Source organism: Streptomyces sp. P9-A2, assembly GCF_036634175.1.
GTDB classification, from domain to species: domain Bacteria; phylum Actinomycetota; class Actinomycetes; order Streptomycetales; family Streptomycetaceae; genus Streptomyces; species Streptomyces pratens.
Map to the genome: position 1 here is coordinate 1,058,985 of NZ_JAZIFX010000001.1, position 26,037 is coordinate 1,085,021.

Genomic DNA, 26,037 nt, shown 5'->3' on the forward strand with positions numbered 1-26,037 from the left:
CTTGGGGCGCTACCCTTCCGACGCGGCACGCCTGATCATCGATCACCGCACATGGCGTTTCGGCGTGCCCGCGTCGTCCCCTCCCGCGATCGGCACTTGGACACCACTGCCTCATGTCTTGGTTCGAATCTCTCATCCTCGGACTCGTCCAGGGGCTGACCGAGTTCCTCCCCGTCTCCTCCAGCGCGCATCTGCGGCTGACCGCGGCCTTCTCCGGTTGGGAGGACCCGGGCGCGGCCTTCACCGCGATCACCCAGATCGGCACGGAAGCCGCCGTGCTGATCTATTTCCGCAAGGACATCGCGCGGATCCTGTCGGCCTGGACGCGCTCGCTCACCGACAAGGAGATGCGCCGGGACCCCGATGCCCGGATGGGCTGGCTCGTCATCGTCGGCTCGCTCCCGATCGGAATCCTCGGCCTGACGCTGAAGGACCAGATCGAGGGGCCGTTCCGCGACCTGCGGCTCACCGCGGCGATGCTGATCGGTATGGGCATCGTCCTCGGTGTCGCCGACCGGCTGGCGGCGCGGGACGAGCAGGGCGGCCGCCACCGCTCGCCGAAGCAGCTCAAGTCGCTCGACAACCTGACCGTCAAGGACGGCCTGGTCTACGGGTTCTGCCAGGCCCTGGCGCTCATCCCGGGTGTCTCCCGCTCCGGCGCGACCATCAGCGGCGGTCTGTTCATGGGGTACAGGCGCGAGGCAGCGGCCCGCTATTCCTTCCTGCTCGCGATTCCCGCCGTCCTCGCCTCCGGCCTCTTCGAGCTGAAGGACGCCACCGAGGGCGGCCATGTCACCTGGGGTCCGACCATCTTCGCGACGGTCGTGGCCTTCGTGGTCGGCTACGCGGTGATCGCGTGGTTCATGAAGTTCATCACCACCAAGAGCTTCATGCCGTTCGTCTGGTACCGCATCGCGCTCGGCGTCGTCATCCTCGTCCTGGTGGCCATGGGCGCCCTCAGCCCGCACGCGGCGGAGTCGGCGAGCTGACCCGACGTCCTCCACGGACGCCCGTGACCCGACGTCCGTGGAGGACGTGACCGAACCCACGGGTAACCGGTAGCCGTCCGGTAGCGCACTGTCAGTGCGTGGCCCTAGGCTGTTCGGCATGTCCCCCGATTGCGTGACCCCTGGTTCCGTGCGGTCGGCCGCCGAGGTCAACGAGCACATCCGAGCACTGTGGCTGCGCGCGGGCGGTTCCCTGTCGGCCCAGGAGCGTGCGGAGTACGAACTCCTGGTGGTCGAGTGGGCGGCGGCGATCCGCGACCAGGTCGTCAAGGCCGCCTGACCCCCCGTCGTCACGTCGGCCGCGCCCCCGCACCGGGGCGGGCATCCGCTCAGCGCCCGCCCGCCACCCGCAGCACCGCCCCCGTCGTGTACGAGGCGTCCGGCGACATCAGCCAGGCGACGGCCGCGGCGATCTCCTCCGGTTGCCCCGGGCGGCGCAGCGGCACCGCGGCGCCGGCCTGCCGGGCCCGGTCCGGGGCACCCATGGCGGCGTGCATCTCCGTGTCGATCACGCCCGGCGCGACCGCGTTGACGCGGATGCCGACCGGTCCGAGTTCCTTGGCGAGCCCCACCGTGAGGGTGTCGACGGCGGCTTTGGTCGCCGCGTAGTGGACGTACTCGCCGGGACTGCCGAGGGTGGCGGCCCCCGACGAGATGTTCACGATCGCTCCCTCGCCCCGGGGTGTCATGAGCTGTGCGGCGCGGCGCGAGCACAGCAGTGTCCCCATGAGGTTGACGTCGACGACCCGGCGCAGGGTCTCGGTGGCGGCATCGGTGAACCGTCCCAGCGGCCCGGTCACCGCCGCGTTGTTCACCAGCCCCGTCACCGGCCCCAGTTCCCGCTCCGCCACATCGAACAGGCGCTCGACATCCGCCTCGTCGGACGTGTCCCCCCGCACGGTGACGGCCCGCGCCCCGGCCGCACGCACTCCTTCCGCCACCCGCTCCGCCGCCGAGGTGTCCCGCACGTACCCCACCACCACGTCGTGCCCTCCCCCGCGAGTCGCAGGCAGACGGCGGCCCCGATCCCCCGACCGCCACCGGTCACCACAGTGACAAGCCTCTTCACACGAACCTCCGAACGCCCACCCGCCCCGACAACCGGAGATCCACAGCCTGGCACACGCACGGCCGCGCCCGTGTCTGCTGCCGGGTGGGTGGAAGCAGGCGTCCACGCCGGGTGAACAACTGCGCAGGGCTCTTGGTTCCGGGCCCGCGATGGCCAACACTGACCCGATGACGCAGCGTGTGGAGCTTGCGACCGTGCGGGACAGGCTGGCCGTGGACGAGGTCGTCACCGAGTACGCGGTGGCGGTCGACGACGGGGACTGGGAGACGTATCGAGGGCTGTTCACGCCGGCCGGGCGGGCCGACTACCGCTCGGCCGGCGGTATCGAGGGCGACGCCGGGAGGGTGGCGGCCTGGCTCGCGGAGAGTCTGCGGGCGTTTCCGATGCGGCAGCATCTGATCGTGAACCGGCGGGTGCGCTTCGGGGTCCGGGAGCAGGACACCGGTGACACGGCCCGGGTGCAGGCGGACTACGTGAACCCGATGGGCGCGGCTGCCGGTGGCGAGGACGAGCCGACCGCACCGGATTTCGTGTGCGGGGGGCGGTACGAGTTCGGGATGCTGCGCATGGACGAGGGCTGGCGGTTGAACGAGGTGATCGTGCGGGAGAAGTGGCGGCGCCTCCCCTCCCGGCCCGCGGCCCCCGTGACCCGCTGAGCCGACGCGCCCTGTCCCGGATCTTGTCCGGGGCGCACACTGGAGACACGCATGGGGCGGGAGGGGTGGGAAGGTGCTGTTGAAGACGTTCGGCCACTGGCTCGTCTCCCCGTGGCGGCGCTCGGCCGTCGCCGCGGTCGCGGGTGCCCTGCCCGTACTGGCCTTCCCGGCGCCGTCCCTGTGGTGGTTCGCCTACGTCGCGCTGGTGCCGTGGATCGCGCTGGCCCGCACCGCGCCCACCGGTCGGCGTGCCGCGTTCGACGGCTGGTGGGGCGGGTTCGGCTTCATGCTCGCGATGCACCACTGGCTGCTGCCGAACCTGCATGTTTTCACGTTCGTCCTCGCGGCCCTGCTCGGCGTGTTGTGGGCACCCTGGGGGTGGCTGGTGCGGCGGCTGCTGGGCGGGGTGCCGTCGCGGGGACGGGTCGCGGCCGCGCTGGTCGTGCTGCCGTCGGCCTGGCTGGCCGCCGAGCTGGTCCGTTCCTGGGAGGCGTTGGGCGGTCCGTGGGGCGTACTCGGTGCGAGCCAGTGGCAGGTGACGGCGGCGCTGCGGCTGGCGTCGGTCGGTGCGGTATGGCTGCTCAGCTTCCTGGTGGTGCTGCTGAACGTCGCCGTGACCGTGCTGTTCGTGGTGCGGCGGGCGAGGGTGCCGGCCGTGGCCGGCCTGGTCGCCGTGGGCGTGGTCACGTCCGTCGCCTGGGTGGGAGCGCCGGTCGCGCAGGCCGACGGACGGACGAGGATCGCGGTCGTCCAGCCGGGCGTCGTCTCCGGGCCGGACAGTGCGGACCGACGCTTCGACCGCGAGGAGAGGCTCACCCGCGGGCTCGCGGGCCAGGGCGTCGACCTGGTCGTCTGGGGCGAGAGCAGCGTCGGGTTCGACCTCGGCGCCCGGCCCGACCTGGCACGGCGGCTCGCCGCGCTGTCCCGCGCTACGGGCGCCGAGATCCTGGTCAACGTGGACGCGCGGCGCTCCGACCGGCCCGGCATTTACAAGAGTTCGGTGCTGGTCGGCCCCGACGGTCTCACCGGGGACCGGTACGACAAGATGCGCCTGGTTCCGTTCGGGGAGTACGTCCCGGCCCGCTCCCTGCTGGGCTGGGCGACGTCCGTGGGTGAGGCGGCGGGCGAGGACCGCAGGCGCGGTACCGAGCAGGTGGTGATGGACGCGGGCGACGGGTTGCGGATCGGCCCGATGGTGTGCTTCGAGTCCGCGTTCCCGGACATGAGCCGGAATCTGGCCAAGGACGGTGCCGATGTGCTGGTCGCCCAGTCGTCGACGTCGACGTTCCAGCAGAGCTGGGCGCCCGAGCAGCATGCCTCGCTCGCCGCGCTGCGCGCCGCCGAGACCGGGCGGCCGATGGTGCACGCGACGCTGACCGGTGTCTCCGCCGTCCACGGCCCGGACGGCGCGCGGATCGGCCCGTGGCTCGGCACGGACGCGAGCACCGCGCGGGTGTACGACGTCCCGCTCACTCACGGCACCACGCCCTACGTCCGCTTCGGCGACTGGCCGCTGCACGTGGCGCTGCTGGTCCTGGCCGTGTGGGGGGCCACCGAGGGTGTACAGGCCGTGCGGCTCAGGCGGCGGCCCGCTCCTGGACCTCACGCACCACACGCTCGCACAGCTCATGGGTCGCCAGCGCGTCCCGGGCACTGAGCGTCCTGCCCTCGCCGACCGCGTCGAGGAAGGCGAGCACCACCTGCTCGATTCCGCGCTGACGCGCCACCGGCACCCAGTCGCCCCGCCGGTGCACGCTGGGCCGGCCCTGGTGGTCGATCACCTCGGCGAGGTTGACCACCTGCCGCTTGGTGTCCTGGCCGGAGACCTCGAGGATCTCCTCGGCCGAGCCGCTGAGCCTGTTCATCACGCCGAGGGCGGTGAAGCCGTCCCCGGCGAGCTGGAGCACCACATGGTGCAGCAGCCCGCCCTCGGTACGGGCCCGCACGGTCACGTCGTCGACCGGGCCGGGAGCCAGGAAGCGCAGGGTGTCGACGACGTGGATGAAGTCGTCGAGGATCATCGTGCGCGGTTCCTCCGGCAGCCCGGTCCGGTTCTTCTGCAGCAGGATCAGCTCGCGCGGGTGGTCGGCGCACTGCGCGTAGCCGGGGGCGAAGCGCCGGTTGAAGCCGACGGCGAGGCTCGTTCCCCGCTCCTCGGCGAGAGTCACGAGGCGCGTGGAGTCGGCGAGTTCGTAGGCGAGCGGCTTGTCGACGTACGTCGGTACGCCCGCCTCGAGCAGCCGGGTCACGATCTCCGGGTGGACCTGGGTCGGGGCGTGCACGAAGGCGGCGTCGAGGCCTTGGGCGAGCAGGGCGTCGAGGTCGGCGTGCCGCTGCCCCGGCGGGAGGTGGAGGCCGTCGGCGACGCGGGTGAGCGTCGCGGGGGTGCGGGTCTGCAGGTGCAGTTCCACGCCGGGCCGGGTGGCGAGCACCGGAAGGTAGGCCTTCTGCGCGATGTCGCCGAGTCCGATGCAGCCGACCTTCACGGGGTGTTCTCCTCCAGGGGTTGCCTGTCACGGGCATGGGCACGGCCGCGGTCACCGGCTCCGTCACCGCCGTGATCGTCACCGCCGTGATCACTGTCGTGGTTCTGCCCCGAAGGATACGGCGTCCGACGTCGGCGGCCGCCAGGAGGCGACCTCGTCGAAGCTTCGCAGGAGCAGTGCCGGGACGGTCCTCGAGAGCACGCTGATCGCGGTGTCGCGTACGGCGATCCCGGCACGGTTGGTCATCAGGTTGAGGCGGGCCGCCTGCACTGCCCGACGGGCGATGCCGGTCGTGCGGGGCAGCCGGTCGGCGGTGTACGCGGCCAGGTCACCGGCGTGGTGTGCGAGGGTGACCGCGTCCTCGACGGCCTGGTTTCCACCCTGGCCGAGGGTGGGCGGCATCGCATGCGCGGCGTCACCGACCAGGGCGACCCGGCCGTGGTGGTAGGCGGGCAGGGGCTCGGTGATGTGGTGGACGTCGTGCCGCAGCACGTCCTCGGGCCGGGCGGCGGCCAGCACGGCGGGGATCGGGTCGTGCCAGTCCCCATAGCGACGCAGCAGTTCGGCACGCTCGTCGTCGGCGGCGCGTTCCCCGGCGGGAGCCAGGGCGGCGGCGTACGCGTAGACACGGCCGTCCTTGAGCGGGTGCGTGCCCCAGAGACGGCCCGGCCCCCAGGTCTCGTGCGAGGCGAACCGCACGCCGGGCAGCGGGACCACCGTCCGCCAGGTGGTGAAACCGGAGTACACCGGCCCGGGGTGGTGCGGGAAGAGCGCGTGGCGCACGGCGGAGTGGATGCCGTCGGCGGCCACCACCAGATCGGCCTCGAGTTCGCCGTCGGCGGTGCCCACTCGGGCGGGCCGGGCGGGGTCGTCGGGGTCTCCCGGATCGACGAGGTGCGCGGCGGCGGCCGTGCGGACGGTGTCCGCCGGGAGCCGTCCGGCCAAGTGGTCGATGAGGGTGGCGCGGTGGAGCAGGACGAGGGGTCCGCCGAAGCGCTCGGCCGTGGCGTCCGCGCCGGTCCGGGCGAGCCAGCGCCCGCCCGGTGCGCGCAGTCCCCCGTCACCCTGCCAGGCGGACAGGGCGCGGATGTCGTCGCCGAGCCCGATGACGTCCAGTGCGCGCAGCGCGTTGGGGGCGAGGGAGATGGCGGAGCCGACCGGCTCCAGGGAGCCGGACCGCTCCAGCACGGTCACCCTCGTCCCGCGCCGGTGCAGGGCGGCCGCCGCGGTCAGGCCGCCGATCCCCCCTCCGATCACGACGGCCCGCTTCACCTGTGCCTGTGCCTGTGCCATGGCTTCTCCTCGGTTCCCGGTCGGCCGGCTTCCGCGCACCCCGTCACTACATCTGTAGTGACCGCTGAGGCCGACTGTACTACAGCCGTAGTGAAGCGGGTAGTTTGACCATCATGTCCGTACGTACCGCACGCACCACAGGCGCTTCCCGCACCGACCTCGTCGCCGACGCCGCTCTCGCCCTGCTCGCCGGGCGCGGGATGCGCGGCCTCACCCACCGGGCGGTCGACGAGGCGGCCGGGCTCTCCCAGGGGTCCACCTCGAACGTGGCGCGTACCCGGCAGGCACTGCTGGAACTGGCGGTGCGGCGGCTCGCCGAGCGGGAAGCGCGGGTTCTCGGACTGCACGAGATGCCGGACCCGCGGGCCGGGGCGGGTTCGTTGACCGACGCGATGGCGCTGGCCGTCCACCGCGCCCTGTCCCGGAACCGCGAACTGACCCTCGCCCGCTACGAACTGGCCCTGGAGGCCACCCGCCGACCCGAGCTGCGGGCCCACTTCGACGCGGCCGGGGCCCAGTTCCGCGAGCTGCTCACCGGCCTGGTCACCGGGCTCGGCTCCACGGAACCGGACCGGCACTCGCTGTCGCTGATCGCCTGGGCGGACGGACTGATGTTCTCCTGTGTGGCCGGCTCGTTCAGCGCGCGTGTACCCACCCTGGAGGAGGTGCGAGCGAGTCTGCGGGAGCTGCTGGACGGAATGCTCGCCCCCCGCCAAGCGCCTGACGGCTGAAAAGCTCTGGCGGCGGGCCTCCGTGACCGGAAAGGATGCGGGCATGACGACTCAGCGCCACGAACCCGCCATGGACGCCGACGACCGCACCATGCTGGAGGGCTGGCTCGACTACCACCGCCAGACCCTCACCCAAAAGTGCGAGGGCCTGACCGACGAACAACTGCGCACCGCCTCGGTGCCGCCGTCCGAGCTGTCCCTGATGGGGCTGGTACGGCACATGGCGGACGTCGAGCGCGGCTGGTACCGCAGGGTACTCGCGGGCGAGGACGCCGCCCCGCTCCACTACGGCGAGGCCGACCCGGACGGCGAGTTCCACCTCACCGGGACGGAGACCTGGCAGGAGGTGTACACCACCTGGCAGGCCGAGATCGGCATCGCCCGGCGCAACGCGGCCGGCTTCGCTCTGGACGACCTGGCCAAGGGACGGCACCGGGCCGGCGAACGGATCAGCCTGCGCTGGATCCACACCCACATGATCGAGGAGTACGCGCGTCACAACGGCCACGCCGACCTGCTCCGCGAGCGGCTCGACGGTGCCACCGGCGACTGACGGCGGCACCGGACCGGCCGGGTGCGCCCCTGATCGCGGTGCACCCGCCCCCCTCCGTTCACCGGCCGGGGCCCGACCTGGGCCCGACCGCGCGTCACCCTCGGTACTCCCATGCCCCCCGTACGGGGTCGGAGATCACCCTTGCGGGGCATCCCTCCGCCCGTCCTCCGGCCCGCGGGCGGCCGGAGGGAGCAGAGTGACGTGGGTGCACCGAAAGACGACCAGAGCAGTGTTGCTGGTGACCGTGGCTGTCTCCGCTCTCGCGGGCTGTGTGACGGTTCAGCGTCCCCCCGTGCCCGGCCCGCCCGCGGGCGTGGCCCGGTTGCCGGAGCCGCGTCCGGACGCCCGGACGCGGCAGGTGGTCCAGGCACCTGCGCGCGAGGCCTTGGAGATGATCGCTCCGTCGCGTCCCACGAAGCCGCCCGCGTCCCCCTCGCCCCGTGCCACCCCTACCGTGCCCGCACCGCAGCGGACCGCGCCGCTGGACGGCCGGAAGCCGCGGTCGACCTCCGACAGCAGGGCCACCTCACCACGAACATCCGCCGCGGAGGTTTCCGAGGCCGCGGACGCGGTCCGCCGCGACCTGCGCGGGCGGGCGGAGGTCTGCGCCCTGGGAAGGGAGTACGGCCACTGGCCCGCGGACAGCCCAGAAGCGGCCATCTGCGAGGAGACGTACGGGCGTTGACCGCCGCGCCCCTGCTCTACGGGCGCCGCCTCGGCGGCCCCCACCACCCGGCCGGACCGCCCTCCTCCAGTCGGATCTCCATGCGCCGGATGGCGGCCCGGACCCTGTCGCCGTAGGTGTCGTCGGCGAGGACGCGGGCGGCCCCACGAGCCTGGTGGAGGTGGGTGCGGGCGGCGTCGGGGCGGGCGAGCCGGGCATAGTCGGCGGCGAGGTTGAGGTGCAAGGAGGGCACGAGGGCACGCACCGCGGGCATGCCCTCGTATCCGGCGGAGCGGTCGCCGGCGGCTTCGCCCTCGGCCTCGTTCGCTGCCGCCAACGCCCTCAGGTCCCAGGCGAGTTCGTCCTCGGGGTCGTCCTGGGTGTCGGCCAGGTAGTGGGCGAGGGTGCAGCGGTGCAGGGCGTCTCCGTGGACGCCGATCTCCGCCCACAGCCCGAGGAGGCGGTGCCTCGCCTCTTCCCGGTCCCCCGCGTGGTGCAGCATCACGACCTGTCCGATCCGCGTCAGCACGGAATCCAGCGCCGTCTGCCCCTGTCCGTCCGCCACCGCGTCCTCCGTACCGCTCGCCGGATCGTCGCTCCCGACGCTACGGCAGGCGAGGACGATCCGGGGCGAACCGCCCCACGACGCACCGGACCGCCCCTGCCACCGGGAAGCGGGCACACCCGGACCGGCGGGCGTCAGCCCAGGTTCGGGATCGTCCAGTCGATCGGCTCATGGCCCTGTGCCGCCACCGCCTCGTCGATCTGCGTGAACGGGCGGGAGCCGAAGAACTTCTTCGCCGACAGCGGCGACGGGTGTGCTCCCTTGACCACCGCATGACGACTCTCGTCGATCAGCGGCAGCTTCTTCTGCGCGTAGTTGCCCCACAGGACGAACACCGCCGGGTCGGGCCGGCCGGCCACGGCGCGGATGACCGCGTCGGTGAACCGCTCCCAGCCACGCCCCTTGTGCGAGTTGGCCTCGCCGCCGCGCACCGTGAGCACCGCGTTGAGCAGCAGCACCCCCTGTTCGGCCCACGGCATCAGATAGCCGTTGTCCGGGGCGGGTGTGCCCAGGTCCGCGTGCATCTCCTTGTAGATGTTCCGCAGCGACGGCGGGATCCGCACGCCGGGACGCACCGAGAAGCACAGCCCGTGCCCTTGGCCCTCGCCGTGGTAGGGGTCCTGACCGAGGATCAGGACCTTCACCTTGTCGTACGGCGTGGCCTCCAGTGCCGCGAAGACCTCCTCGCGGGGCGGGTGGACGGGGCCCTTCGCCCGCTCTTCCTCGACGAACTCGGTCAGCTCCTTGAAATAGGACTGCTGCAGCTCGTCGCCCAGAACCCCGCGCCAGGACTCGGGCAGCATGGCGGTGTCGGTCACGTCAACGTCCTCACGATTGCGGTCACTTCCAGGCCTCAGAACCTACAGGCGACCACTGACAATCAGCTCCCTGGACCGTCTACCAGCTGGTCTTGCGGGAGAGCAGCCACATCATCATGATCGTCGACGGGTCCAGCGCCCGCTCCACGCCCGAGATGTCGCGGCTCGACGCGACGTACTGCCGGCCCTGCCACAACGGCAGCAGCCGCGCGTCGTCCACGAGGATCTGCTGGGCGTCCTCGAAGTCCGCCACAACGTTGCCGCGGTCGCTCTCCCGGCGGGACCGGGGCAGCAGGACGTTGCTGATCTCACGCGCCTCGTAGGGCGTGCCGAGCGCGTTCTGCTTGCCGATGAACGGGGCGATGAAGTTGTCGGCGTCCGGGAAGTCGGGGGACCAGCCGCGCCCGAACACCGGGTACTCGCCCTTCTGGTAACCCTCGACGTACGTATTCCAGGGGCGGCTCTCGAGGGTGATCTCGAACAGCCCGGAGGCCTCCAGTTGGTGTTCCAGCTCCTGGAACTCCAGCTTGGTCTCGGAGCCGTAGCGGTCCGTGGTGTACCAGAGGGTGAGCGGTACCGGCTCGGTGATGCCCGCCTCGGTGAGGATCCGCCGGGCCTTGTCGACGCTGGGGTCGCCGTAGTCGTCGAAGAAGCCGGTGGTGTGACCGGTCAGCCCCTTGGGGACCATCGAGTACAGCGGATCGACGGTGTCCCGGTAGACCTTGTGCGCGATCGCGCTCCGGTCGACGACCTGGGCGATGGCCTGGCGCACCGGCTTCTTGCCCGCCCACGGGTCCTTCGGGTTGAACACCAGGTAGTTGATGCTGGTGCTGGTGCCCTCCACCAGCTTGATCTCCTCCTCCTTGGAGGCCTTGCCCTGGAATTCGACGACGTCGTCCGCGGCGAGGCCCCGGTAGGTGAGGTCGACCCCGCCCTCCCGCAGCGACTTGACCATCTCGGCGGATTCCTGGAAGTAGCGGATCGTCACGGCACTGTTCTGCCGCTCGGCGTAGCCCTTGTACTGCTCGTTGCGGACGAGCCGGGCCTCCTTGCCCTCGTCGTAGGACTGGAGGTCGTAGGGCCCGGAGCCGACGATGCCGGAGTCCTCGCGCAGGGCGTCGGCCGGGTAGGCCTTGGGGGAGACGATCGACAGAGCCGGCGTGGCGAGCACGAACGGGAACGTCGCGTCGGGCTTGTTGAGGTGGAAGACCACTTCGCGGCTGCTCGGCGCCTGCACCCGTTCGAGGCTGCCCAGCAGACCGGCCGGACCGCCGTTGACGTTGATCTTGCGGATACGGTCGACGGAGTACTTGACCGCCTTGGCGTCGAGCGTGCTGCCGTCGGAGAACTGCAGCCCCTCACGCAGTTCGCAGCGGAACACCTGGTGGGATTCGTCGGAGAACTCGCAGCCCTCGGCGGCGTCCGGCTGGGGTGTGCTCGCGCCGACCGGGTAGCTCAGCAACGTCTGGTAGACATTGCGGAACAGTTCCCAGGAGCTGTCCCAGGAGGCGGCGGGATCCAGGGTGCTCGGCGAGCTGGTGGTCCCCACGACGATCGGCTTCCCGTCGTCCGCAGTGTCGGACGTCAGCACACCGCAGCCGGTGGCCAAGGACGATATCGACGCGATGGACGCGATGGTCGCCACCCCTCGCAGGCATCGGTTCCGCTTGAACACGCGCACGCTCCTCGATCTGCCGTCCCAAGAGTCGGCAGACGATACCGCGGTATTTCGTTCTCGCACCCTCCTTCACATGCTTGTTGAGATCAACTCGTTGTAGATCATGTTGTCACTCTGCGTTGACTACGTTGTCATCGGTCCACTCGTCTTCGAAAACACCGGAACGGGCGCCGTTTCACCAACGGACGCCCGTACCGGAGTTCTTGTGCCCGCACCACAGCCGCTCAGCACACGCGTGTTTTACGCGGGCCGGCGCACCGCGTGCCGGGCTCAGCTCACGCCGGCGTTCAGGAGGATGCCGCCGTCGATCACCAGGGTCTGGCCGGTGACCCAGTCCGACTGGTCCGAGGTGAGGAACGCGGCGGCCCCGCCGATGTCGGACGGCACGCCGAGCCGGCCCAGCGGGTAGGACGCGACGACCTCCTCCTCCCGGCCCTCGTACAGCGCCTGGGCGAACTTGGTCTTCACCACCGCCGGGGCGATCGCGTTGACCCGTACCAGCGGCGCGAACTCGTGCGCCAACTGCCCGGTCAGGTTGATGAGCGCCGCCTTGCTCACGCCGTACGCGGCGATGAAGGGCGAGGGCGCGACGCCCGCGAGGGAGGCAATGTTGACGATCGCCCCGCCGTTGTCCTTCTGCCAGGCGTGCCAGGTCCGCTGGGCGAAGCCGAGCGCCGAGATCACGTTGGTCTCGAACACCTTGCGTGCCACGTTCAGGTCGAGGTCGGCGATCGGCCCGAACACGGGGTTGGTGCCGGCGTTGTTGACGAGGAAGTCGACCCGGCCGAAGGCCTCCATCGTGCGCTCGACGGCGACGGCCTGATGCTCCTCGTCGTGCGCCTTGCCGGCGACACCGATGACCCGGTCGGCGCCGAGCTTCTCGACGGCCTCCTTGAGGGTGTCCTCGTTGCGGCCGGTGATGCAGACGCGGTCACCGCGCGCCACCAGCGCCTCGGCGACGCCGAGCCCGATGCCGCGGCTGGCCCCGGTGACCAGGGCGACCTTGCCCGAGAGTTCCACTGAAGTCATGTTCCCTGTCCTCTGATCGTGCCTTGTCGTCCCCGGCCCGCCCATGAGCGGACCCTGGCCGTCCCGGGCCGCGCGGCGCGTCATGCGCGAGTGCGAGCGGTCCCGGGTCACGGCGTTCCTCAGTCGAGCGGTCCGCCCGCCACGTACAGCACCTGGCCGGAGACGAATCCGGCGGCCTCACCGGTGAAGAAGGCGATGGCGTTGGCGATGTCCTCCGGCTCGCCGACCCGGGCCACCGGGATCTGGGTGGCGGCGGCGGCCTTGAAGTCCTCGAAGCCCATGCCCACGCGGTCGGCGGTGGTCTTGGTCATCTCGGTGGCGATGAAGCCGGGGGCGACGGAGTTGGCGGTCACACCGAACTTGCCGAGTTCCTTGGCAAGGGTCTTGGTGAAGCCCTGCAGGCCCGCCTTGGCGGCGGAGTAGTTGACCTGGCCGCGGTTGCCGAGCGCGGAGGAGGAGGACAGGTTGACGATCCGGCCGAAGCCGGCGTCCACCATGTGCTTCTGACAGGCCTTCGACATCAGGAAGGCACCGCGCAGGTGCACGTTCATGACCGTGTCCCAGTCCGAGGCACTCATCTTGAAGAGCAGGTTGTCGCGCAGCACGCCCGCGTTGTTGACCAGGATGGTCGGCGCGCCGAGCTCCTCGGTGATCCTGGCGACGGCGGCCTCGACCTGCGCCTCGTCCGAGACGTCGCAGCCGACCGCCAGCGCCCTGCCCCCGGCGGTGGTGATCTTCTCGACGGTGTCCTTGCAGGCTCCCTCGTCGAGGTCGATCACGGCGACCGCACGACCCTCGGCGGCCAGTCGTACGGCGGTGGCGGCGCCGATACCGCGCGCGGCACCGGTGACGACGGCGACCCGCTGCTGCTCAGTGGTGGACATCGCTGCTTCTCCTCGACCTTGGGATGCGGCTCCTGCGGCCCGCCCGAATGGGGTGAGCGACCGCTTAGTACCTTCAGTAGACGTGACGCTAGAAGCCCTGGCACCCGGTGTCAACGGTCCACCCTGCTGTGTGATCCATTCCCCGGTCCGCCGGGCAGCGGACGGGCCACGTCCGCTCGGTGCCGTCCGCTGCCCGGGGTCCCGCGCCCATCACCCGATCGGCCCACAGTCGCGCGCCCCGGCACGGGGGCGCGCCTAGCGTCGGAGCGCGAGCCATTCGTGGCCGGAAAGGAGGCGCGTCATGCGCCGACGCACCGGTGTCCTCGGCATACTCGTCGCGCTCGCCGCGACACTGCCGGTGGCCCACACCGCTCACGCCCAGGACCTGGACTGCGCGGACTTCACCTACCAGGAGGAAGCGCAGGCCCTGTTCAACCTGGACCGCAGCGATCCCAACCGACTCGACGAGGACCAGGGCCCCGACGACAACATCGCCTGCGAGGCACTTCCCCGCCGGACCGGCTCCCTCACCTCCTCCACCAGCGCTCCCCGTCCGACGGCCACCACCTCTGCATCCGCGACTCCGACCGCACCCGCCACACCCGCGACTCCCCTCGCGCCGGCGACGCCCCCCGCCGTGGCCGCCCCCGCCACGATCGCCCCGACACGGGGTGTGGAGGGCGGGCTGGGCGGCTCGTCGGCCACCGGACCGAGCGACTGGGACACAGGAATCGGCCTGGCCTTCACGGCCGGTGCCCTCGCCACGACCGGTTACCTGGTGAAGCGCCGTCGCGGCTGACGGCCGGACCGGCCCCCGTACGTCCGTACACCGCCCCGCTCCCGCACACCTGTGAGCGGCGGGCCGCAGCAGCGGGAGGCCGCTGCGGCCCGCCGTGGTGGTGCGCCGCAGCGGCCCGTCGGGTCAGCGCACGAGCAGGTCGAGCAGCCGTTGCACCTCGGCCGCCGGATCGGCGGTGAGCCCGGTGTGCACGGGACCGGGCTGGACGATGGTGGAGCGCGGGGCGATCAGCCAGCGGAAACGCCGGCCGGCGTCGTCGAGGGCGGCCTGACCCGCCGCGTCCCCGCCCGCGCACACCCCTTCGGCGGCACGCAGCGCGGCCCGGACGCCGGCCAGGTCCACGTGCGCGTCGAGGGCCAGCAGCCGGGGCGCGTCGAGGTGAGTACCGGCCCCGACGAACGCCTCGTGACGGCAGTACACGATCACCCCGGCGTTGACGCACTCACCTCGCTCGATCCGCGGCACGACCCGCAGCAGCGCGTACTCGAAGACATGCCGCTCGGTCCGGTCGGTCCGGTCGGTCACTGGCTCTCCTTCTCCCCGATGCCGTGGACACGCTCGTGGATGGTGGCCGCGCGGGCGAGCAGGGCGCGCGCGTAGGCCTGCCGGAGCTCGTCCGGCGTGTCGAATCCGGGTTCACCGACCAGCCATACGTCGGGGATCTCCGCGGTGACCTCGGCGAGCAGGTCCGCGGTGACATGCGGCGCGAGTTCCGCCGCCGCGGCGGCCACGTCCGGTCCGAAGGTCTTCAGGACATGGTCGGAGGCGTCGTAGGGCCGGGCGACGGAGCGCTCCACGCCGGGCCAGTTGTGGTGCCAGATCATGGTCGCGCCGTGGTCGATGAGCCAGAGCTCGCCGCGCCGGTGGAGCAGGTTGGGGTTGCGCCAGGAACGGTCGACGTTGTTCACCAGCGCGTCGAACCAGACGACCCGCCCGGCCTCCCCGGGGCTCACCTCGAAAGCGAGCGGGTCGAAGCCGAGCGCGCCGGAGAGGAAGCCCATGCCCAGATTGGTGCCCCCGCTGGACTTGAGGAGTTCCTGGACCTGTTCGTCGGGCTCGCCCAGCCCCAGGACCGGGTCGAGTTCGACCGTCACCAGACGTGGCACCGAAAACCCCAGCCGCCGGGCGAGTTCCCCGCAGACGACCTCGGCGACGAGTGTCTTACGGCCCTGTCCCGCGCCGGTGAACTTCAGCACGTAGGTGCCGAGGTCGTCGGCCTCGATCAGTCCCGGCAGCGAACCGCCCTCGCGCAGGGGCGTGATGTAGCGGGTGGCGGTGACCTCGGTCAGCATTTCGCCAGGCTACGCGATCCCTTGACCTTGCAATCCATGACCTCCTCCAGACCGCCGTGGTGCGGGAAGTCGGCCACGGTCAGCCCTGGGGAGAATCCGGGGGGGGGCGGCCGGCACGCTGGTCTCCCGGCTCCCCGAGCAGTCCGTCGATCACGGTGCGCTCCTCACTCCCGGCCTCCGGCATGAAGTGAGCGCGGTAACCGAGCGTGACGGCCGGCGAGGAGCGCCCGCGCCATCGCGCCCACGTCACCACGGACTCCCCGCCTCCAGAACACGTACTCCTACGCCGCGCCCGCAGCCGCCGACCCTGTTGCCGGTGGGGTGCCGGGAGGGCGAAGCCTCCGGGGCCCGAGGAGGTTTCCAAGGCGTCAGAGCATGAGCAGCAGCCGCGTGTTCGGTACGAGCTTCCGGTTCACGCTGGTGCTCTGCACGAAGATCGTGAAGTCGTCGTTGTGGTCCGGTTTGATGCGAACTTCCACGTCCGGCAGGCCGAGCAGGGCTCGGGCCTCGGGCCCCGTGTACACCCGGTCCGTCTTCTTCTCCAGCACCGAAATCTGCTTCTTCGCCTGGATCTTCTCCGACTTGCTCAGCTGATAGAACGCACCACCGGTGCGGTAGGTGTGCCCGCATTCGACGACCCAGTCCCGGATCGCCGCGTCACGAGCCACCGAGATCAGCTGGTACTTCGACGGATCCACCGGGGTGAGGCCGGCCGCCTTGATCGTGTCCTTGTTGACCGCCTCCGCCCCCATGGAGAACACCGCCCGCGATCCCCGGATGCCCTGAGTGCGGCCCACCATGAACTTCTCGGTGGCCTCCTGGATGACCTGCCCGGCTTCCTGCAGACCCTGTGTGCTCGTGGCGTCCCAGATGGCGATGTTGTCCTTCGGGAACCCGTACTGCATGGCCTCGCGCTTGCCCATCTGGTCCGGCACAAGGACAGCCAGCGTCCAGTTGTCCTCCTGTATTTTGATCATCTCGGCCACGGCCGCAACCAGTTCACGCGGATCCCTGGCAGGAGCGTCCGGGCAGCGATGACTTGCGTTCTCCTGTCCGTCGGTGAGTACGAACGTCAGGAAGCTGTGGTCTCCGTAGAGTTGAGCTGTCTGCGCCAGCTCCCGCTGCGATGTGAGCGTGGCCGCCAGCAGCGCCGTCATCCCACCGACCCGGTACAGCTGCTTCAGCGACGGCATCCGCAGCACGTCCTTGTCGTAGATGACGCACTCCACCTTGTCCGCGAAGACGTACACCGTGACGCGGGTTTCCTGGTCCAGTTCCTGCGATCGGCGGGCCAGATAGGCAATCTGCTGGTCGGCGACTTCGACGACCTTGCCGCTCAGGCGGGACATGGACGAACTGGCATCCAGCACAAGAGCGACGTGATTGATGAAGTTCTGGTTTCCGGACATGACGGCTCCCCCTCTTTCCGACTCGATACTCCTACCGTCTCACCCACCACTGACAATCGGTCTTGGCTCCCGGACCGGATGAAAAGCCCACCCGTCCAGGGACGCGGCACGAGACCCTCGCGCCGGCAGCGGCGGCGCCGGCGAAAGCCGTGGACGACCGGTTGATCAACGAGTTGGTGGGCCGGACCCAGGCCGAGGGCCTTCGACCGACCGGAGGGGCGGGCTGCTGCAGCAGCCCGCCGAGCAACGGTTGGAGTCCGCCCTCGAGGGCGGGAGCACCGACCGCCTCGGTTGTCACAAGCACGACCCGGCGGGCAAGAACGGTGGCAACTCCCGCAACGGCAAACACGGCAAGACCGTGCTGACCCGACGTCGGGCCGGCGGAGGTGACCGTGCCCCGAGACCGAAATGATTCCTTCGAGCCGAAGACTGCCAAGAAGCGGCAGAGCTCGGCAGGTCCACACCGAGGACGTCAGCGGAGTGTGCGGCGACGGGCATCGCGCCGGATCCACGCCGCATGCCGGCCAGCAGGCTCCGCCGCTCCCGCCGCTCCCGCCGCTCCCGCGCTTCGCCCGTCAGATGATCCGGGATCGGCCTCGGCTCGCCGTCCGGTTCCAGCAGCGGGTCGGCTTTGAGGGGCAAGGGAATGCTCCCCGGCTCGCCGCGAGTGACGAGGCCATCGGCTTCTTCCGGCGCCGGGTCCAGCAGTCCCGTCCGTCGCCCTGACCCACGCGAGGGTGGTCAACGACCACTTCCCTGAGCGGCGGCCCAGGCTTCCGGTGCCGTATCACCGCATGTCAAGTCCCTGCCGGGAGGGGAGGGCGGGCCCCGACAGCGGAACGACAGCTGTGGCTTACGCCCGTCCGACCGTGCGCGGGCCAAGCTCGGTAGTGCCTGAACAACGCGGGCCCGCTGACCGTACCTCCCCCCAGATCACCCAACCTCCCGGAAGGGACACACCTGCATGACCAGCGCATCGCATCAGCTCGCATCGGGACCGGCCCGTCGAACCGTCGTGGCGGCGGCCGGAGCGGCGGGCCTCGCCGTCGCGCTGACCGCCTGCGGAGGCACTGACGAGTCCTCCGGCTCGTCCGCGGACTCCGCCGCCACTGGTGGCGGAACGGACAACAACGAAGCGAGCGGCAACGGTTCGGGGGGCGACAGCGGCGCGCCCGCCGGTGCCTCGCTCGCCTCGACCGCCGACATCCCCGAGGGCGGTGGGAAGGTCTTCGCCGACAGCAAAGTGGTGGTCACCCAGCCGTCGGCGGGCGAGTTCAAGGCGTTCTCGGCGACCTGCACCCACCAGGGGTGCGCGGTGAAGAGCGTTGCCGACGGGGTCATCAACTGCCCCTGCCACAACAGCAACTTCTCGATCGCCGACGGCAGCGTGCAGAGCGGTCCGGCGACCAAGCCGCTGCCAGCCATGGAGATCACCGTCAGCGGGGGCTCGATCACCCTCGCGTGAACCGTCGGCGCCGGACCGTACGGCGCCGACGGGCCCGTGCCGGCCGGCACACCGTCCGTGACCGCGTGGGTGGCGACCGGGGCGGAACGTGACGGGCCGTCGCGGGGGCGCAGTCGACGGGCGTCCCGCGATGGCGTCCGTCTGCGGTCGGCGGGTGGGGTCCGGTCACCCTTGCGCGGAGAAGGAGGACGGCTCATCCTTTTCTGACGCGATGTCAGAAGATCTCTCCAGCACGACGCGAGAGAGCACAATGTGAGAGAAGAGGAGGCCGCATGACTGCCACGCAGCGCCGGGGCCGGAAGATCATGATGACGCCGGGCGAACTGGACGACTTCCTCACCACCCAGCGCACCTGTCGGGTCGCCACGGTGTCGGCCGACGGCGCGCCGCATGTGAGCACACTCTGGTTCGCCTGGGACGGCACCTCGCTGTGGCTGTACTCCGTGGTGCGTTCCAAGCGCTGGGCGGACCTGCGCCGGGACCAGCGGGTGGCGATCGTGGTGGACACCGGCGAGGAGTACGACGAGTTGCGCGGCGCGGAACTGTCCGGGCGGATGGAGTTCGTGGGCGAGGTGCCGCGTACCGGCGAACTCCGCGCCGAACTCGACGTTCCCGAGACGCTGTTCGCGCGCAAGAATTTCGGCCTGGACGAGATGCCGCACGACGGCCAGCACGCCTGGATGCGGCTGACCCCGGAGAAGGTCGTGTCCTGGGACTTCCGGAAACTGGGCGCGCGGTAGCGGACGGGGCCGAGGGCCGGGCCCGGTCCTCGGCCCCGTCCGGAGCCTTCCCTCTCCCGGCTCGCTCCTCCCGGGACCACACTCATGGGGCCTGTCCTGCGGACCATGCCGAAGACGCGGGGGCCGGCACGCTCCCCTCGAGCTCTTCGAGCGGGGCCCCAGCGGCGTTGTCGTCGGTCGCCGACTCCCTCCGAGCTTTCGGCTCCTCCCCCACTCTCGGTTTCTCCCCCCAGCTACCGCTGGGAAGTGCCCCCAGAGCGGGGGACCACATGAACGGGAGGTGCACCCTCGCTCCGCGTCGATGCCATCCTCCGCCTTGCGGCTGAACGCTCCCCCGAGCTCTCGGCTCCGCTCGAACAGGGGGGACCCCCATGAACAGGGGACCCCATGAACAGGGAGGGGCCCCACGACCCCGCTCACCCCAGCCGGGCGGAAACCGTCGGCCGTCTCCGGCCTGATCCGCCGGACAGACCTCAGGCATACGTCCTGGGCTCCCCCGCCTCCGGTCCGATCGCCGCGCCGATCGCCTCGCTCAAGGGGCCGATGTCGTCCGCGGTGAGCGTCGACACGGTGACGCGGATGCCGGGTGGGGTGCCCGTCCGGAAGCGGGCACCGGGTGCCACCGCCCAACCCGCGTGCAGCAGCCGCGCGACGGCGCCGGTCTCGTCCCGCACGGGCACCCACACGTTCATGCCGCTGCGCCCGTGCGCCGTGATCCCCTGCCGGGCCAGCGCCCCGATCAGGGCGTCCCGGCGCCGCCCGTACTGCGCCGCCACCGCCGCCGGGTCCACCGCGCCGCCGGTCCAGAGCCGGAGCACCGCGCGCTGGACCGTGCGACTGACCCAGCCCGGCCCGAGCCGCTGCCGTCCCCGGACCCGGTCGAGGGTGACCGCGTCCCCGGTGAGCACGGCGAGCCGCAGGTCGGGACCGTACGCCTTGGCCGCCGAGCGGACGAAGGCCCAGCTTCGGGTGGGGCCGGCGAGGGGGTGCAGGGGGAGGTCGACGATGTGATGACCGTGGTCGTCCTCGATCAGCAGTGTCTCCGGGTGGTCCGCGAGCACCGCCCGCAAGGCCCGCGCGCGCGCCTCGCTCAGTGCGGCACCGGTCGGGTTCTGCGCCCGGTCCGTGACGATCAGCGCGCGTGCCCCGCCGGTCAGGGCCCGCCGTACGTCGTCGGGGAGCGGTCCCTCGTCGTCGACGCCGACCGGGACGACCCGCAGACCCAGTGCCGGGACGAGGTCCAGCACGCTGCCCCACCCGGGGTCCTCCACGGCCACCGCGTCGCCCTGTCTGAGGTGGGCCGCGAGCACCCGCTCCATCGCGTCGAGGGCGCCGGAGGTCACGGTGACGGGGCCGTCAGGGACGCCGTCGGCGTCCAGCGCGGCGCGGGCGAACCGGGCCAGTCCGGGCTCCACGGGTTCGTGCCCGTAGAGCACCGGTTCCCGGTCGCCCTGTTCGGCCGCGGCGGCGAAGGCCTCGGCCAGCGGGGGCAGCAGCGCGGGGTCGGGGTTGCTGTCGGAGAGGTCCCGTACGCCCCGCGGAACCTCCACCCGGACGGCGTCGCGTGCCGTGGTGGCCGGTTTGGGCCGCACCCGGCTCCCCCGGCGGCCCGCGGTCTCGATCACCCCTCGCTCGCGCAGGGTCCGGTACGCGGACGCGACGGTGTTGGGGTTCACCCCGAGCCGGTCCGCCAACTCCCGTATGGACGGGAGCAGTTCGCCCGGCCGGAGCGCGCCTTCACCCACCGCGCCCTCGATGCTCGCCGAAATCTCCGCAGCACGCCGCCCCGTGATCCGATAATCTTCTAGCACAAAGCCCATTATGCACTAGTGCAATGGAGAACACCGTGCCAGCGCCCCGTCCGCAGCAGCCCGCCGACACCGCCCCTTACCCGCCCACCGGGCGCACTGTCCCCACTCGCTCCCCGGAGCGTGCCGCGTACGACAGGGACCTGGTGCACGCCATACTCGACGAGGGCTACGTCTGCCACCTCGGTTTCGTCCGCGACGACGCACCGGTGGTGCTGCCCACGCTGTACGCCCGGGTCGCCGAGCGTCTCTACGTGCACGGTTCGACGGGCTCACGCCCGCTGCGCGCGGCGGGCCTGGCCGACCCCGGGCTCCCGGTCTGCCTGACCGTCACCCACGTGGACGGGCTGGTGCTGGCCCGCTCGGCGTTCCATCACTCCCTCAACTACCGCTCCGTGGTGGTGCACGGTCTCGCGTACGACGTGACCGACCCCGAGGAGAAGCGTCAGGCGCTGGACGCCCTCGTCGACCACGTCGTCCCCGGCCGCGCCGCCGACTCCCGCCCGGCGAACAAGAAGGAACTGGCCGCCACGGCGGTGATCCGCCTCGACCTGACCGAGGTCTCCGCCAAGCTCCGCACCGGCGGCGTGAACGACGAGCCGGAGGACCTCGCCCTCCCCCACTGGGCCGGCGTCGTCCCCTTGACCCGCACATACGGCACTCCGCTCGCGGACCCCTCCCTGCCCGCCGGCACGGAACCGCCGGACTACCTGGCGGCCCTGTGACGCGGCGCCGCCGCCCGGAGGGGGCGCGCCGGGCGTCGTCAAGGGCTACGACTGCCGAGGACAGGGGCATGCCCCTGTCCTCAGGAGAGGCCCGCCCTCGTGGAGGGCCTCTCCTGAGGGCCCGCGCCGTCACGCCCGCGCCGCGTCCCCCTCCACCCGCCCGGTCCGCGCGCTCCGTGCCTCGTCCAGCGCGAGCCCCACGACCGAGCCGAGCATCAGCAGGGTGCCGGCCAGCATGGCTGGGGTGAGCCGCTCGCCGAGCAGGGCCACGGCGAGCACCGCCGCGCTCACCGGCTCAAGAAGCATGATCACGGACACGGTTGCCGACCGCACGACTGCCGCGCCCGCGAAGTACAGGCCATAGGCGAGAGCCGTCGGGATCGCGGCGACGTACACCAGGAGGCACAGCAGCAGAGCGGGATCGCCGCTGTACGGCACCAGCCCTTCGACCGCGGCGAACGGCAGCAGCAGCACGCTGGTGACGGCGAACGCCCCGACGGTCGTACCGGAGGCGTCCAGCCCACCGCCCCGCCCCCACCACCGGGTGAGCAGTGTCATCACCGAGTAGCCGGCCGCGGCCAGGAGTGCGAGCAGGATGCCCCACCGGTCCACGGTCGTCTCCCCGCCGCCGAGGACGAGTACGGCGAGCCCGGCGAGCGCCCCCGCGACGGCGACGGCCCCGCCCCGGCCGAGCCGCTCCCCCAGGAACAGTCGCGCGCCGAGCGCGATCAGCACGGGTCCGGCACCGAGGGTGACGACGGTGGCCACGGCGAGTCCCGTGGCGGCGACGGCCGCGAAGTAGGCCGTCTGGAACACGGCGAGCCCCATTCCGGTGGCCACGGCCCGCCGCACCCGGGAACCCGGCGCCTCGGGCACGACGGTCCGGGCGCGCGGGACCAGCATCCGGGCGCCGAGCAGCAGCGCCAGGCCGGCCGCACAGCGCCAGAAGGAGAGGGCGACCGGTCCCATGTCACTGGTCCGGTAGACCAGTGACGCGGCGGCGCCCGCGGTGCCCCAGGCGGCGCCGGCGACGATCAGATAGAGCAGGCCTCGCCCGACGGGCAGGCCGGAGACGGTGTTCGACACGTGTTCTCTCCGCAGGTACACACAGATACGCGCGCGTACGCACCCCTCGCAGAGGTGCCTGCGCTGCGCGAAGGCCGAATGGGGACCCCGGGATCAGGGCCGGACGGAGCCGGTCCCGTGGGGCCCACGGACTGCGTCTGCGGGCAGCGCCACGACGCCCGGCGGCAACGCGCCGGGCGGGGGGAGCTCAGGGCCCGCCTCAGACCGCGGGCGGCGGAAGAACAAGTACGCGCGCATGCATGATCAGCACCCTAGGTCGGCGTTCCCCGTGTGGACAACTCCCTTTTCCGCGCCCCCGATCACCACCGGGCGGTCGGGGCTCCTGGCCGGTGCCGACGACTGGGCGATGAACGCCCCCGCCAGCACCACCGCGCCGCCGATGATCTGCGGCGCCGACAGGTGCTCGCCGAGCAGGACCCAGGCCAGCACAGTGGCGATGACCGCTTCGAGACAGGCCACCACCCCGGCGACCTGCGGCGAGAGCCTGCGTACCGAGAGCACTCCGGTGCCGTACGCGGCGACCGTGGCGACGAGGACGATCCAGGCGAGCAGCACGAAGGCCGCGACCGGGGTGCCGTCCATGCGCGCGCTGCCCGTGAGCACCGACCAGTCCATGGACCACGGGCGGGCGACGACGGTGAGGACGGCGGCGCCCACGAGCAGGCCGTAGGCGATCACACCGAGCGGGTCCGGCGCCCGGTCGCCGTGGTCGCTGCCCTGGTCGGAGAGGACGAAGTAGCCGACCTGGCAGCAGGCGGCGCCGAGCGCGAGCAGCAGCCCGACCACGTCGAAGCCGAGGCCTGACCACACCTCCACGACACAGGCCAGTCCGCCCACCGCCAGCACCACACCGACCGCCGCCGCCCGGGTCACCGGCCGCCGTTGCACGAACCGCACCCAGCCGAGGACGAGCGCGGGCGCCAGGTACTCGACGAGCAGCGCGACACCGACGGGGATACGGGAGATGGCGGCGAAGTAGAAGGCCTGGACACCGGCGACGGCGAACAGCCCGAACCCGGCCAGCAGCGCCGGATGGCTGCGCAGGAGCCCCCGATGACGTACGGCCAGCGGCAGCATGACCAGGGCCGCGCCCGCCACCCTCAGCCACACGACGTGCAGCGGGTCCAGGCCCGCCTCGATCAGCGGTTTGGCGGCGACTCCCGATCCGCCGAAGGCCACCGCGGACAGGAGCGCGAGGCCGAGCCCGACGCCCTTCCCACGGGTGCTCCGGACGTTCCGAGTACTGACAGAGGTAGGCACCGGCACATGATGCCAGGCACCGACAGGAGCGTCACCCCCCATGACACCTGTCTCACGGGCTGGACGGCGGGCATGATGCTCCGGTGACGGGAAGGAATCCCCTGACCGTCGGGGCCGCCCGCCCCGCGTCCCGCTCTCAGCCTCTCAGCGAGCGGGGTCGCCGGCCCCTGCCTCGAGTCGGGCGAACAGGTCGCGGGAGTCGATGGCGGCGTGTTCGAGCACCTCCACCGCCCGCGCCTGCGGGTCAGCGATGATCGCCGCGAGCAGGTCCACGCCGCTCACGGGCCCGCCATGACGTGCGGCGCGTTCCCGGGCGTACTCCAGGCCGGCCGCCGCCAGCGGCGAGAACCCGGCGGCCCGCGCCACCACCGGGACGGAGCCGGAGTCCTCGACGGCGCTCTGCCAGCGCAGGCCGTAACCGATGCTGCGCTGGACCAGGTAGCCGAGCAGCCGTGCGGTCCGCGGACCCTCGCCGAGGACCGCGCGCACCTCGGCGTCGGACTCCAGCAGCGAGTGCAGCAGATGGGCGGTGTCGATCTGGCGGTCCGCGTCCCTGACCGCCCTGCGGCGGGCACCGCTGACCACCACTGCCAGTTCAGCGCTGAGTCCGGCACCGTGTTCCGCGCGGTGAATTCCCTGTTCCTGGGCCTTGCCGGCCGACGGCCGGGGGATACGGTGTTGCACGTCTCCCACCACATCAGCCCCGCGGGCCCGGGACATCCCCGGCGGGGAGCATCTTCCTGTCCCACAGGAAGTGGACACGTCGGGCCGCGATCTCCTCCCTGGGAAGGAGAATCAGCCCCGCCCCTCGAGGGCCACCCGCCCCCACAGCCCGAGCCGAAGAGGTGGTCGCATGGCCGAAGCCGGCACGGGGCACGCATCGGGGCGCCCACCGGGAAGGTGTGGACACGCCTCACGGTCTGACCCGCGTACGGTGAGTGGAACGCCCTCACCCGGTCTTCCCCGCGGGCGGCCCGGCAACCCTCGTCGCGGGCGCGACCCTCCAGGAGAACGTGCGACTGACGGGCTTCCCGGCAGAGTTCGAATGGACCGCCGGTGAACCCGACCTGCCCTGCCTGCCCTGCCTGCCTGCCTGCCTGCCTGCCTGCCTGCCTGCCTGCCTGCCTGCCTGCCGCACGAAACCACCCACCACCGCACGCAGACGACGGTGCCCCGCGGACCGCTCCACGGGGCACCACGTTCGCGCCGGCCGGCTACCCGGCACCTCAGGCACCGGGCTTCGGAGCTCAGCCGTCGCCCTCAACCTCAGTCGTCGTCGTTGGCGAGGATGAGGTACAGCTTCTTGCGGGCTTCGTTGACGACGGCGAGAGCCTTCTCGCGCTGCTCCTTGCTGCCGGTCTTCCAGACCTGTCCGAAGGCCTCCATCAGGCCGAACCCTGCCTGCCGGATCTCGCTCAGCGCCTCCCAGTCGACCCCGCGGGAGGCCTCCTCCCACGGCACCTCGGGACCTTCCTCGGCCGCCGTGCGACCGGTTTCGGTGAGCGCGAACAGCTTCTTGCCGCCCTCGGACTCGCTGACGATCAGCCCCTCGTCCTCCAGCAGCTGGAGGGTGGGGTACACCGAGCCGGGGCTGGGCTTCCACACTCCGCCGCTGCGCTCGGCGATCTCCTGGATCATCTCGTAGCCGTGCATCGGCCGGTCCTTCAGCAGGGCGAGGATCGACGCCCGCACGTCACCGCGCCGCGCCCTCCCCCTGGGCCCGCCACGCCCTCGTCCGCCCCAGGGACCGTGTCCGAAGCCCGGGCCGAAGCCGGGGCCGCCCGGCCCGCCGGGGCCGAAGGGCCCGAAAGCGGCCCGCAGCCTGTCGAAGTCGCCCCGGCCGCCCCTCGGACCACCGTGACCATGTCCACGCTCGAAACCATGGGTACGCATTACAACCACTCTCCATTCCATCGCTGATCCGTCGCGATAACTCAACGATATATCGGAAGGATGGTGACGACAACCCCTGCCGTCACGACGACCGCTCTGTCTCGTAGCCACGCGGGGCGTGGGGCGC

General features: G+C 71.6%; 26 protein-coding genes and 2 pseudogenes. 11 read left to right on the forward strand and 17 right to left on the reverse strand.

Annotated features, from left to right (window positions below; genetic code table 11):
- Window positions 1–113: 113 nt before the first annotated feature.
- Both V4Y04_RS04740 and V4Y04_RS04745 read left to right on the forward strand, forming a co-directional pair.
- Entirely contained in the window at window positions 114–989 is an 876-nt protein-coding gene (locus V4Y04_RS04740; protein WP_332426047.1) for an undecaprenyl-diphosphate phosphatase, read from the forward strand.
- A gap of 118 nt (window positions 990–1,107) precedes the next feature.
- Window positions 1,108–1,287 (forward strand): hypothetical protein, encoded by a 180-nt coding sequence (locus tag V4Y04_RS04745; RefSeq protein ID WP_055595367.1) that lies wholly within the window; start codon window positions 1,108–1,110, stop codon window positions 1,285–1,287.
- 49 nt (window positions 1,288–1,336) lie between these two features.
- On the opposite strand, the pseudogene V4Y04_RS04750 reads toward V4Y04_RS04745, so the two are convergent.
- Window positions 1,337–2,076, reverse strand: a pseudogene (locus V4Y04_RS04750) (SDR family NAD(P)-dependent oxidoreductase).
- 167 nt (window positions 2,077–2,243) lie between these two features.
- On the opposite strand from V4Y04_RS04750, the gene V4Y04_RS04755 reads away from it, so the two are divergent.
- Entirely contained in the window at window positions 2,244–2,732 is a 489-nt protein-coding gene (locus tag V4Y04_RS04755) for a nuclear transport factor 2 family protein (RefSeq protein ID WP_332426048.1), read from the forward strand.
- Window positions 2,733–2,811: 79 nt separating this feature from the next.
- Window positions 2,812–4,389, forward strand: coding sequence for an apolipoprotein N-acyltransferase (gene lnt / locus V4Y04_RS04760; RefSeq protein WP_332432709.1), 1,578 nt, complete (start codon window positions 2,812–2,814; stop codon window positions 4,387–4,389).
- On the opposite strand, the gene V4Y04_RS04765 is transcribed toward lnt, so the two are convergent.
- A complete protein-coding gene (locus tag V4Y04_RS04765; protein ID WP_332426049.1) occupies window positions 4,310–5,218 on the reverse strand; it encodes a Gfo/Idh/MocA family protein in 909 nt (302 codons plus the stop codon). The genes lnt and V4Y04_RS04765 overlap by 80 nt on opposite strands.
- Window positions 5,219–5,308: 90 nt before the next feature.
- The gene (locus V4Y04_RS04770) at window positions 5,309–6,511 is read right to left on the reverse strand and encodes an FAD-dependent monooxygenase (protein ID WP_332426050.1); all 1,203 of its coding nucleotides are present in this window, start codon (window positions 6,509–6,511) and stop codon (window positions 5,309–5,311) included.
- Between the two features lie 113 nt (window positions 6,512–6,624).
- Between V4Y04_RS04770 and V4Y04_RS04775 the strand changes: the two genes are divergently transcribed.
- Both V4Y04_RS04775 and V4Y04_RS04780 read left to right on the forward strand, forming a co-directional pair.
- Window positions 6,625–7,242, forward strand: coding sequence for a TetR/AcrR family transcriptional regulator (locus V4Y04_RS04775; RefSeq protein ID WP_332426051.1), 618 nt, complete (start codon window positions 6,625–6,627; stop codon window positions 7,240–7,242).
- A 43-nt stretch (window positions 7,243–7,285) separates the two neighbouring features.
- Window positions 7,286–7,795 carry a DinB family protein gene (locus V4Y04_RS04780; RefSeq protein WP_332426052.1) on the forward strand — a complete coding sequence of 170 codons (510 nt, stop codon included), beginning with the start codon at window positions 7,286–7,288 and terminating at the stop codon, window positions 7,793–7,795.
- A 279-nt stretch (window positions 7,796–8,074) separates the two neighbouring features.
- On the opposite strand, the gene V4Y04_RS04785 is transcribed toward V4Y04_RS04780, so the two are convergent.
- From V4Y04_RS04785 to fabG, 6 genes are all read right to left on the reverse strand, one after another.
- Window positions 8,075–8,527, reverse strand: a complete 453-nt coding sequence (locus V4Y04_RS04785; RefSeq protein ID WP_332433149.1) for a hypothetical protein — start codon at window positions 8,525–8,527, stop codon at window positions 8,075–8,077.
- The gene (locus tag V4Y04_RS04790; protein WP_332432710.1) at window positions 8,497–9,024 is read right to left on the reverse strand and encodes a hypothetical protein; all 528 of its coding nucleotides are present in this window, start codon (window positions 9,022–9,024) and stop codon (window positions 8,497–8,499) included. Before V4Y04_RS04790 ends, V4Y04_RS04785 begins: the two co-directional genes overlap by 31 nt.
- 134 nt (window positions 9,025–9,158) lie before the next feature.
- A complete protein-coding gene (locus V4Y04_RS04795; RefSeq protein WP_332426053.1) occupies window positions 9,159–9,842 on the reverse strand; it encodes a uracil-DNA glycosylase in 684 nt (227 codons plus the stop codon).
- A gap of 79 nt (window positions 9,843–9,921) precedes the next feature.
- On the reverse strand, window positions 9,922–11,517 hold the full coding sequence (locus V4Y04_RS04800; protein ID WP_332426054.1) for an ABC transporter substrate-binding protein: 1,596 nt from the start codon (window positions 11,515–11,517) through the stop codon (window positions 9,922–9,924).
- A gap of 273 nt (window positions 11,518–11,790) precedes the next feature.
- The gene (locus V4Y04_RS04805) at window positions 11,791–12,549 is read right to left on the reverse strand and encodes an SDR family oxidoreductase (protein ID WP_332426055.1); all 759 of its coding nucleotides are present in this window, start codon (window positions 12,547–12,549) and stop codon (window positions 11,791–11,793) included.
- 119 nt (window positions 12,550–12,668) lie between these two features.
- Window positions 12,669–13,433 (reverse strand): 3-oxoacyl-ACP reductase FabG, encoded by a 765-nt coding sequence (gene fabG / locus V4Y04_RS04810; protein ID WP_332426056.1) that lies wholly within the window; start codon window positions 13,431–13,433, stop codon window positions 12,669–12,671.
- A gap of 301 nt (window positions 13,434–13,734) precedes the next feature.
- On the opposite strand from fabG, the gene V4Y04_RS04815 reads away from it, so the two are divergent.
- On the forward strand, window positions 13,735–14,232 hold the full coding sequence (locus tag V4Y04_RS04815) for an excalibur calcium-binding protein (RefSeq protein WP_332426057.1): 498 nt from the start codon (window positions 13,735–13,737) through the stop codon (window positions 14,230–14,232).
- 123 nt (window positions 14,233–14,355) lie between these two features.
- Here V4Y04_RS04815 and V4Y04_RS04820 read toward each other — a convergent pair whose 3' ends face one another.
- From V4Y04_RS04820 to V4Y04_RS04830, 3 genes are all read right to left on the reverse strand, one after another.
- Window positions 14,356–14,757: a DUF3037 domain-containing protein gene (locus tag V4Y04_RS04820; RefSeq protein ID WP_332426058.1), complete on the reverse strand. Its 402-nt coding sequence runs from the start codon at window positions 14,755–14,757 to the stop codon at window positions 14,356–14,358.
- Window positions 14,754–15,524 (reverse strand): HipA family kinase, encoded by a 771-nt coding sequence (locus tag V4Y04_RS04825; RefSeq protein ID WP_332426059.1) that lies wholly within the window; start codon window positions 15,522–15,524, stop codon window positions 14,754–14,756. Before V4Y04_RS04825 ends, V4Y04_RS04820 begins: the two co-directional genes overlap by 4 nt.
- Window positions 15,525–15,892: 368 nt before the next feature.
- Window positions 15,893–16,933 (reverse strand): vWA domain-containing protein, encoded by a 1,041-nt coding sequence (locus V4Y04_RS04830; protein WP_332426060.1) that lies wholly within the window; start codon window positions 16,931–16,933, stop codon window positions 15,893–15,895.
- Between the two features lie 149 nt (window positions 16,934–17,082).
- Here V4Y04_RS04830 and V4Y04_RS04835 point away from each other — a divergent pair.
- From V4Y04_RS04835 to V4Y04_RS04845, 3 genes and pseudogenes are all read left to right on the forward strand, one after another.
- Window positions 17,083–17,379: pseudogene (locus V4Y04_RS04835) on the forward strand (transposase); the annotation flags it as partial.
- Window positions 17,380–17,897: 518 nt separating this feature from the next.
- Window positions 17,898–18,398, forward strand: coding sequence for a Rieske (2Fe-2S) protein (locus tag V4Y04_RS04840; RefSeq protein ID WP_332426061.1), 501 nt, complete (start codon window positions 17,898–17,900; stop codon window positions 18,396–18,398).
- A gap of 272 nt (window positions 18,399–18,670) precedes the next feature.
- Window positions 18,671–19,138 (forward strand): pyridoxamine 5'-phosphate oxidase family protein, encoded by a 468-nt coding sequence (locus tag V4Y04_RS04845; protein ID WP_332426062.1) that lies wholly within the window; start codon window positions 18,671–18,673, stop codon window positions 19,136–19,138.
- Between the two features lie 473 nt (window positions 19,139–19,611).
- On the opposite strand, the gene V4Y04_RS04850 is transcribed toward V4Y04_RS04845, so the two are convergent.
- The gene (locus V4Y04_RS04850) at window positions 19,612–20,949 is read right to left on the reverse strand and encodes an aminotransferase class I/II-fold pyridoxal phosphate-dependent enzyme (protein ID WP_332426063.1); all 1,338 of its coding nucleotides are present in this window, start codon (window positions 20,947–20,949) and stop codon (window positions 19,612–19,614) included.
- A 35-nt stretch (window positions 20,950–20,984) separates the two neighbouring features.
- On the opposite strand from V4Y04_RS04850, the gene V4Y04_RS04855 reads away from it, so the two are divergent.
- Entirely contained in the window at window positions 20,985–21,671 is a 687-nt protein-coding gene (locus tag V4Y04_RS04855) for a pyridoxamine 5'-phosphate oxidase family protein (protein WP_443079951.1), read from the forward strand.
- A 129-nt stretch (window positions 21,672–21,800) separates the two neighbouring features.
- Here V4Y04_RS04855 and V4Y04_RS04860 read toward each other — a convergent pair whose 3' ends face one another.
- The 4 genes from V4Y04_RS04860 to V4Y04_RS04875 all read right to left on the reverse strand — a co-directional run bounded on the left by V4Y04_RS04860 (window position 21,801) and on the right by V4Y04_RS04875 (window position 25,910).
- Window positions 21,801–22,757 (reverse strand): DMT family transporter, encoded by a 957-nt coding sequence (locus V4Y04_RS04860; protein ID WP_332426065.1) that lies wholly within the window; start codon window positions 22,755–22,757, stop codon window positions 21,801–21,803.
- Window positions 22,758–23,000: 243 nt separating this feature from the next.
- A complete protein-coding gene (locus V4Y04_RS04865; protein WP_332432711.1) occupies window positions 23,001–24,023 on the reverse strand; it encodes an EamA family transporter in 1,023 nt (340 codons plus the stop codon).
- A gap of 138 nt (window positions 24,024–24,161) precedes the next feature.
- Window positions 24,162–24,701 (reverse strand): Clp protease N-terminal domain-containing protein, encoded by a 540-nt coding sequence (locus tag V4Y04_RS04870; RefSeq protein ID WP_332426066.1) that lies wholly within the window; start codon window positions 24,699–24,701, stop codon window positions 24,162–24,164.
- Window positions 24,702–25,283: 582 nt separating this feature from the next.
- Window positions 25,284–25,910, reverse strand: coding sequence for a PadR family transcriptional regulator (locus V4Y04_RS04875; RefSeq protein WP_332426067.1), 627 nt, complete (start codon window positions 25,908–25,910; stop codon window positions 25,284–25,286).
- Window positions 25,911–26,037: the final 127 nt, after the last annotated feature.

Coding starts and splice junctions, on each gene's coding strand:
- V4Y04_RS04770 (WP_332426050.1), bottom strand. CDS start 6,511: ATGGCACAGGCACAGGCACAGGTGAAGCGGGCCGTCGTGATCGGAGGG.
- V4Y04_RS04875 (WP_332426067.1), bottom strand. CDS start 25,910: ATGCGTACCCATGGTTTCGAGCGTGGACATGGTCACGGTGGTCCGAGG.
- V4Y04_RS04755 (WP_332426048.1), top strand. CDS start 2,244: ATGACGCAGCGTGTGGAGCTTGCGACCGTGCGGGACAGGCTGGCCGTG.
- V4Y04_RS04845 (WP_332426062.1), top strand. CDS start 18,671: ATGACTGCCACGCAGCGCCGGGGCCGGAAGATCATGATGACGCCGGGC.
- V4Y04_RS04740 (WP_332426047.1), top strand. CDS start 114: ATGTCTTGGTTCGAATCTCTCATCCTCGGACTCGTCCAGGGGCTGACC.
- V4Y04_RS04805 (WP_332426055.1), bottom strand. CDS start 12,549: ATGACTTCAGTGGAACTCTCGGGCAAGGTCGCCCTGGTCACCGGGGCC.
- V4Y04_RS04830 (WP_332426060.1), bottom strand. CDS start 16,933: ATGTCCGGAAACCAGAACTTCATCAATCACGTCGCTCTTGTGCTGGAT.
- V4Y04_RS04775 (WP_332426051.1), top strand. CDS start 6,625: ATGTCCGTACGTACCGCACGCACCACAGGCGCTTCCCGCACCGACCTC.
- fabG (WP_332426056.1), bottom strand. CDS start 13,433: ATGTCCACCACTGAGCAGCAGCGGGTCGCCGTCGTCACCGGTGCCGCG.
- V4Y04_RS04780 (WP_332426052.1), top strand. CDS start 7,286: ATGACGACTCAGCGCCACGAACCCGCCATGGACGCCGACGACCGCACC.
- V4Y04_RS04825 (WP_332426059.1), bottom strand. CDS start 15,524: ATGCTGACCGAGGTCACCGCCACCCGCTACATCACGCCCCTGCGCGAG.
- V4Y04_RS04745 (WP_055595367.1), top strand. CDS start 1,108: ATGTCCCCCGATTGCGTGACCCCTGGTTCCGTGCGGTCGGCCGCCGAG.
- V4Y04_RS04840 (WP_332426061.1), top strand. CDS start 17,898: ATGACCAGCGCATCGCATCAGCTCGCATCGGGACCGGCCCGTCGAACC.
- V4Y04_RS04815 (WP_332426057.1), top strand. CDS start 13,735: ATGCGCCGACGCACCGGTGTCCTCGGCATACTCGTCGCGCTCGCCGCG.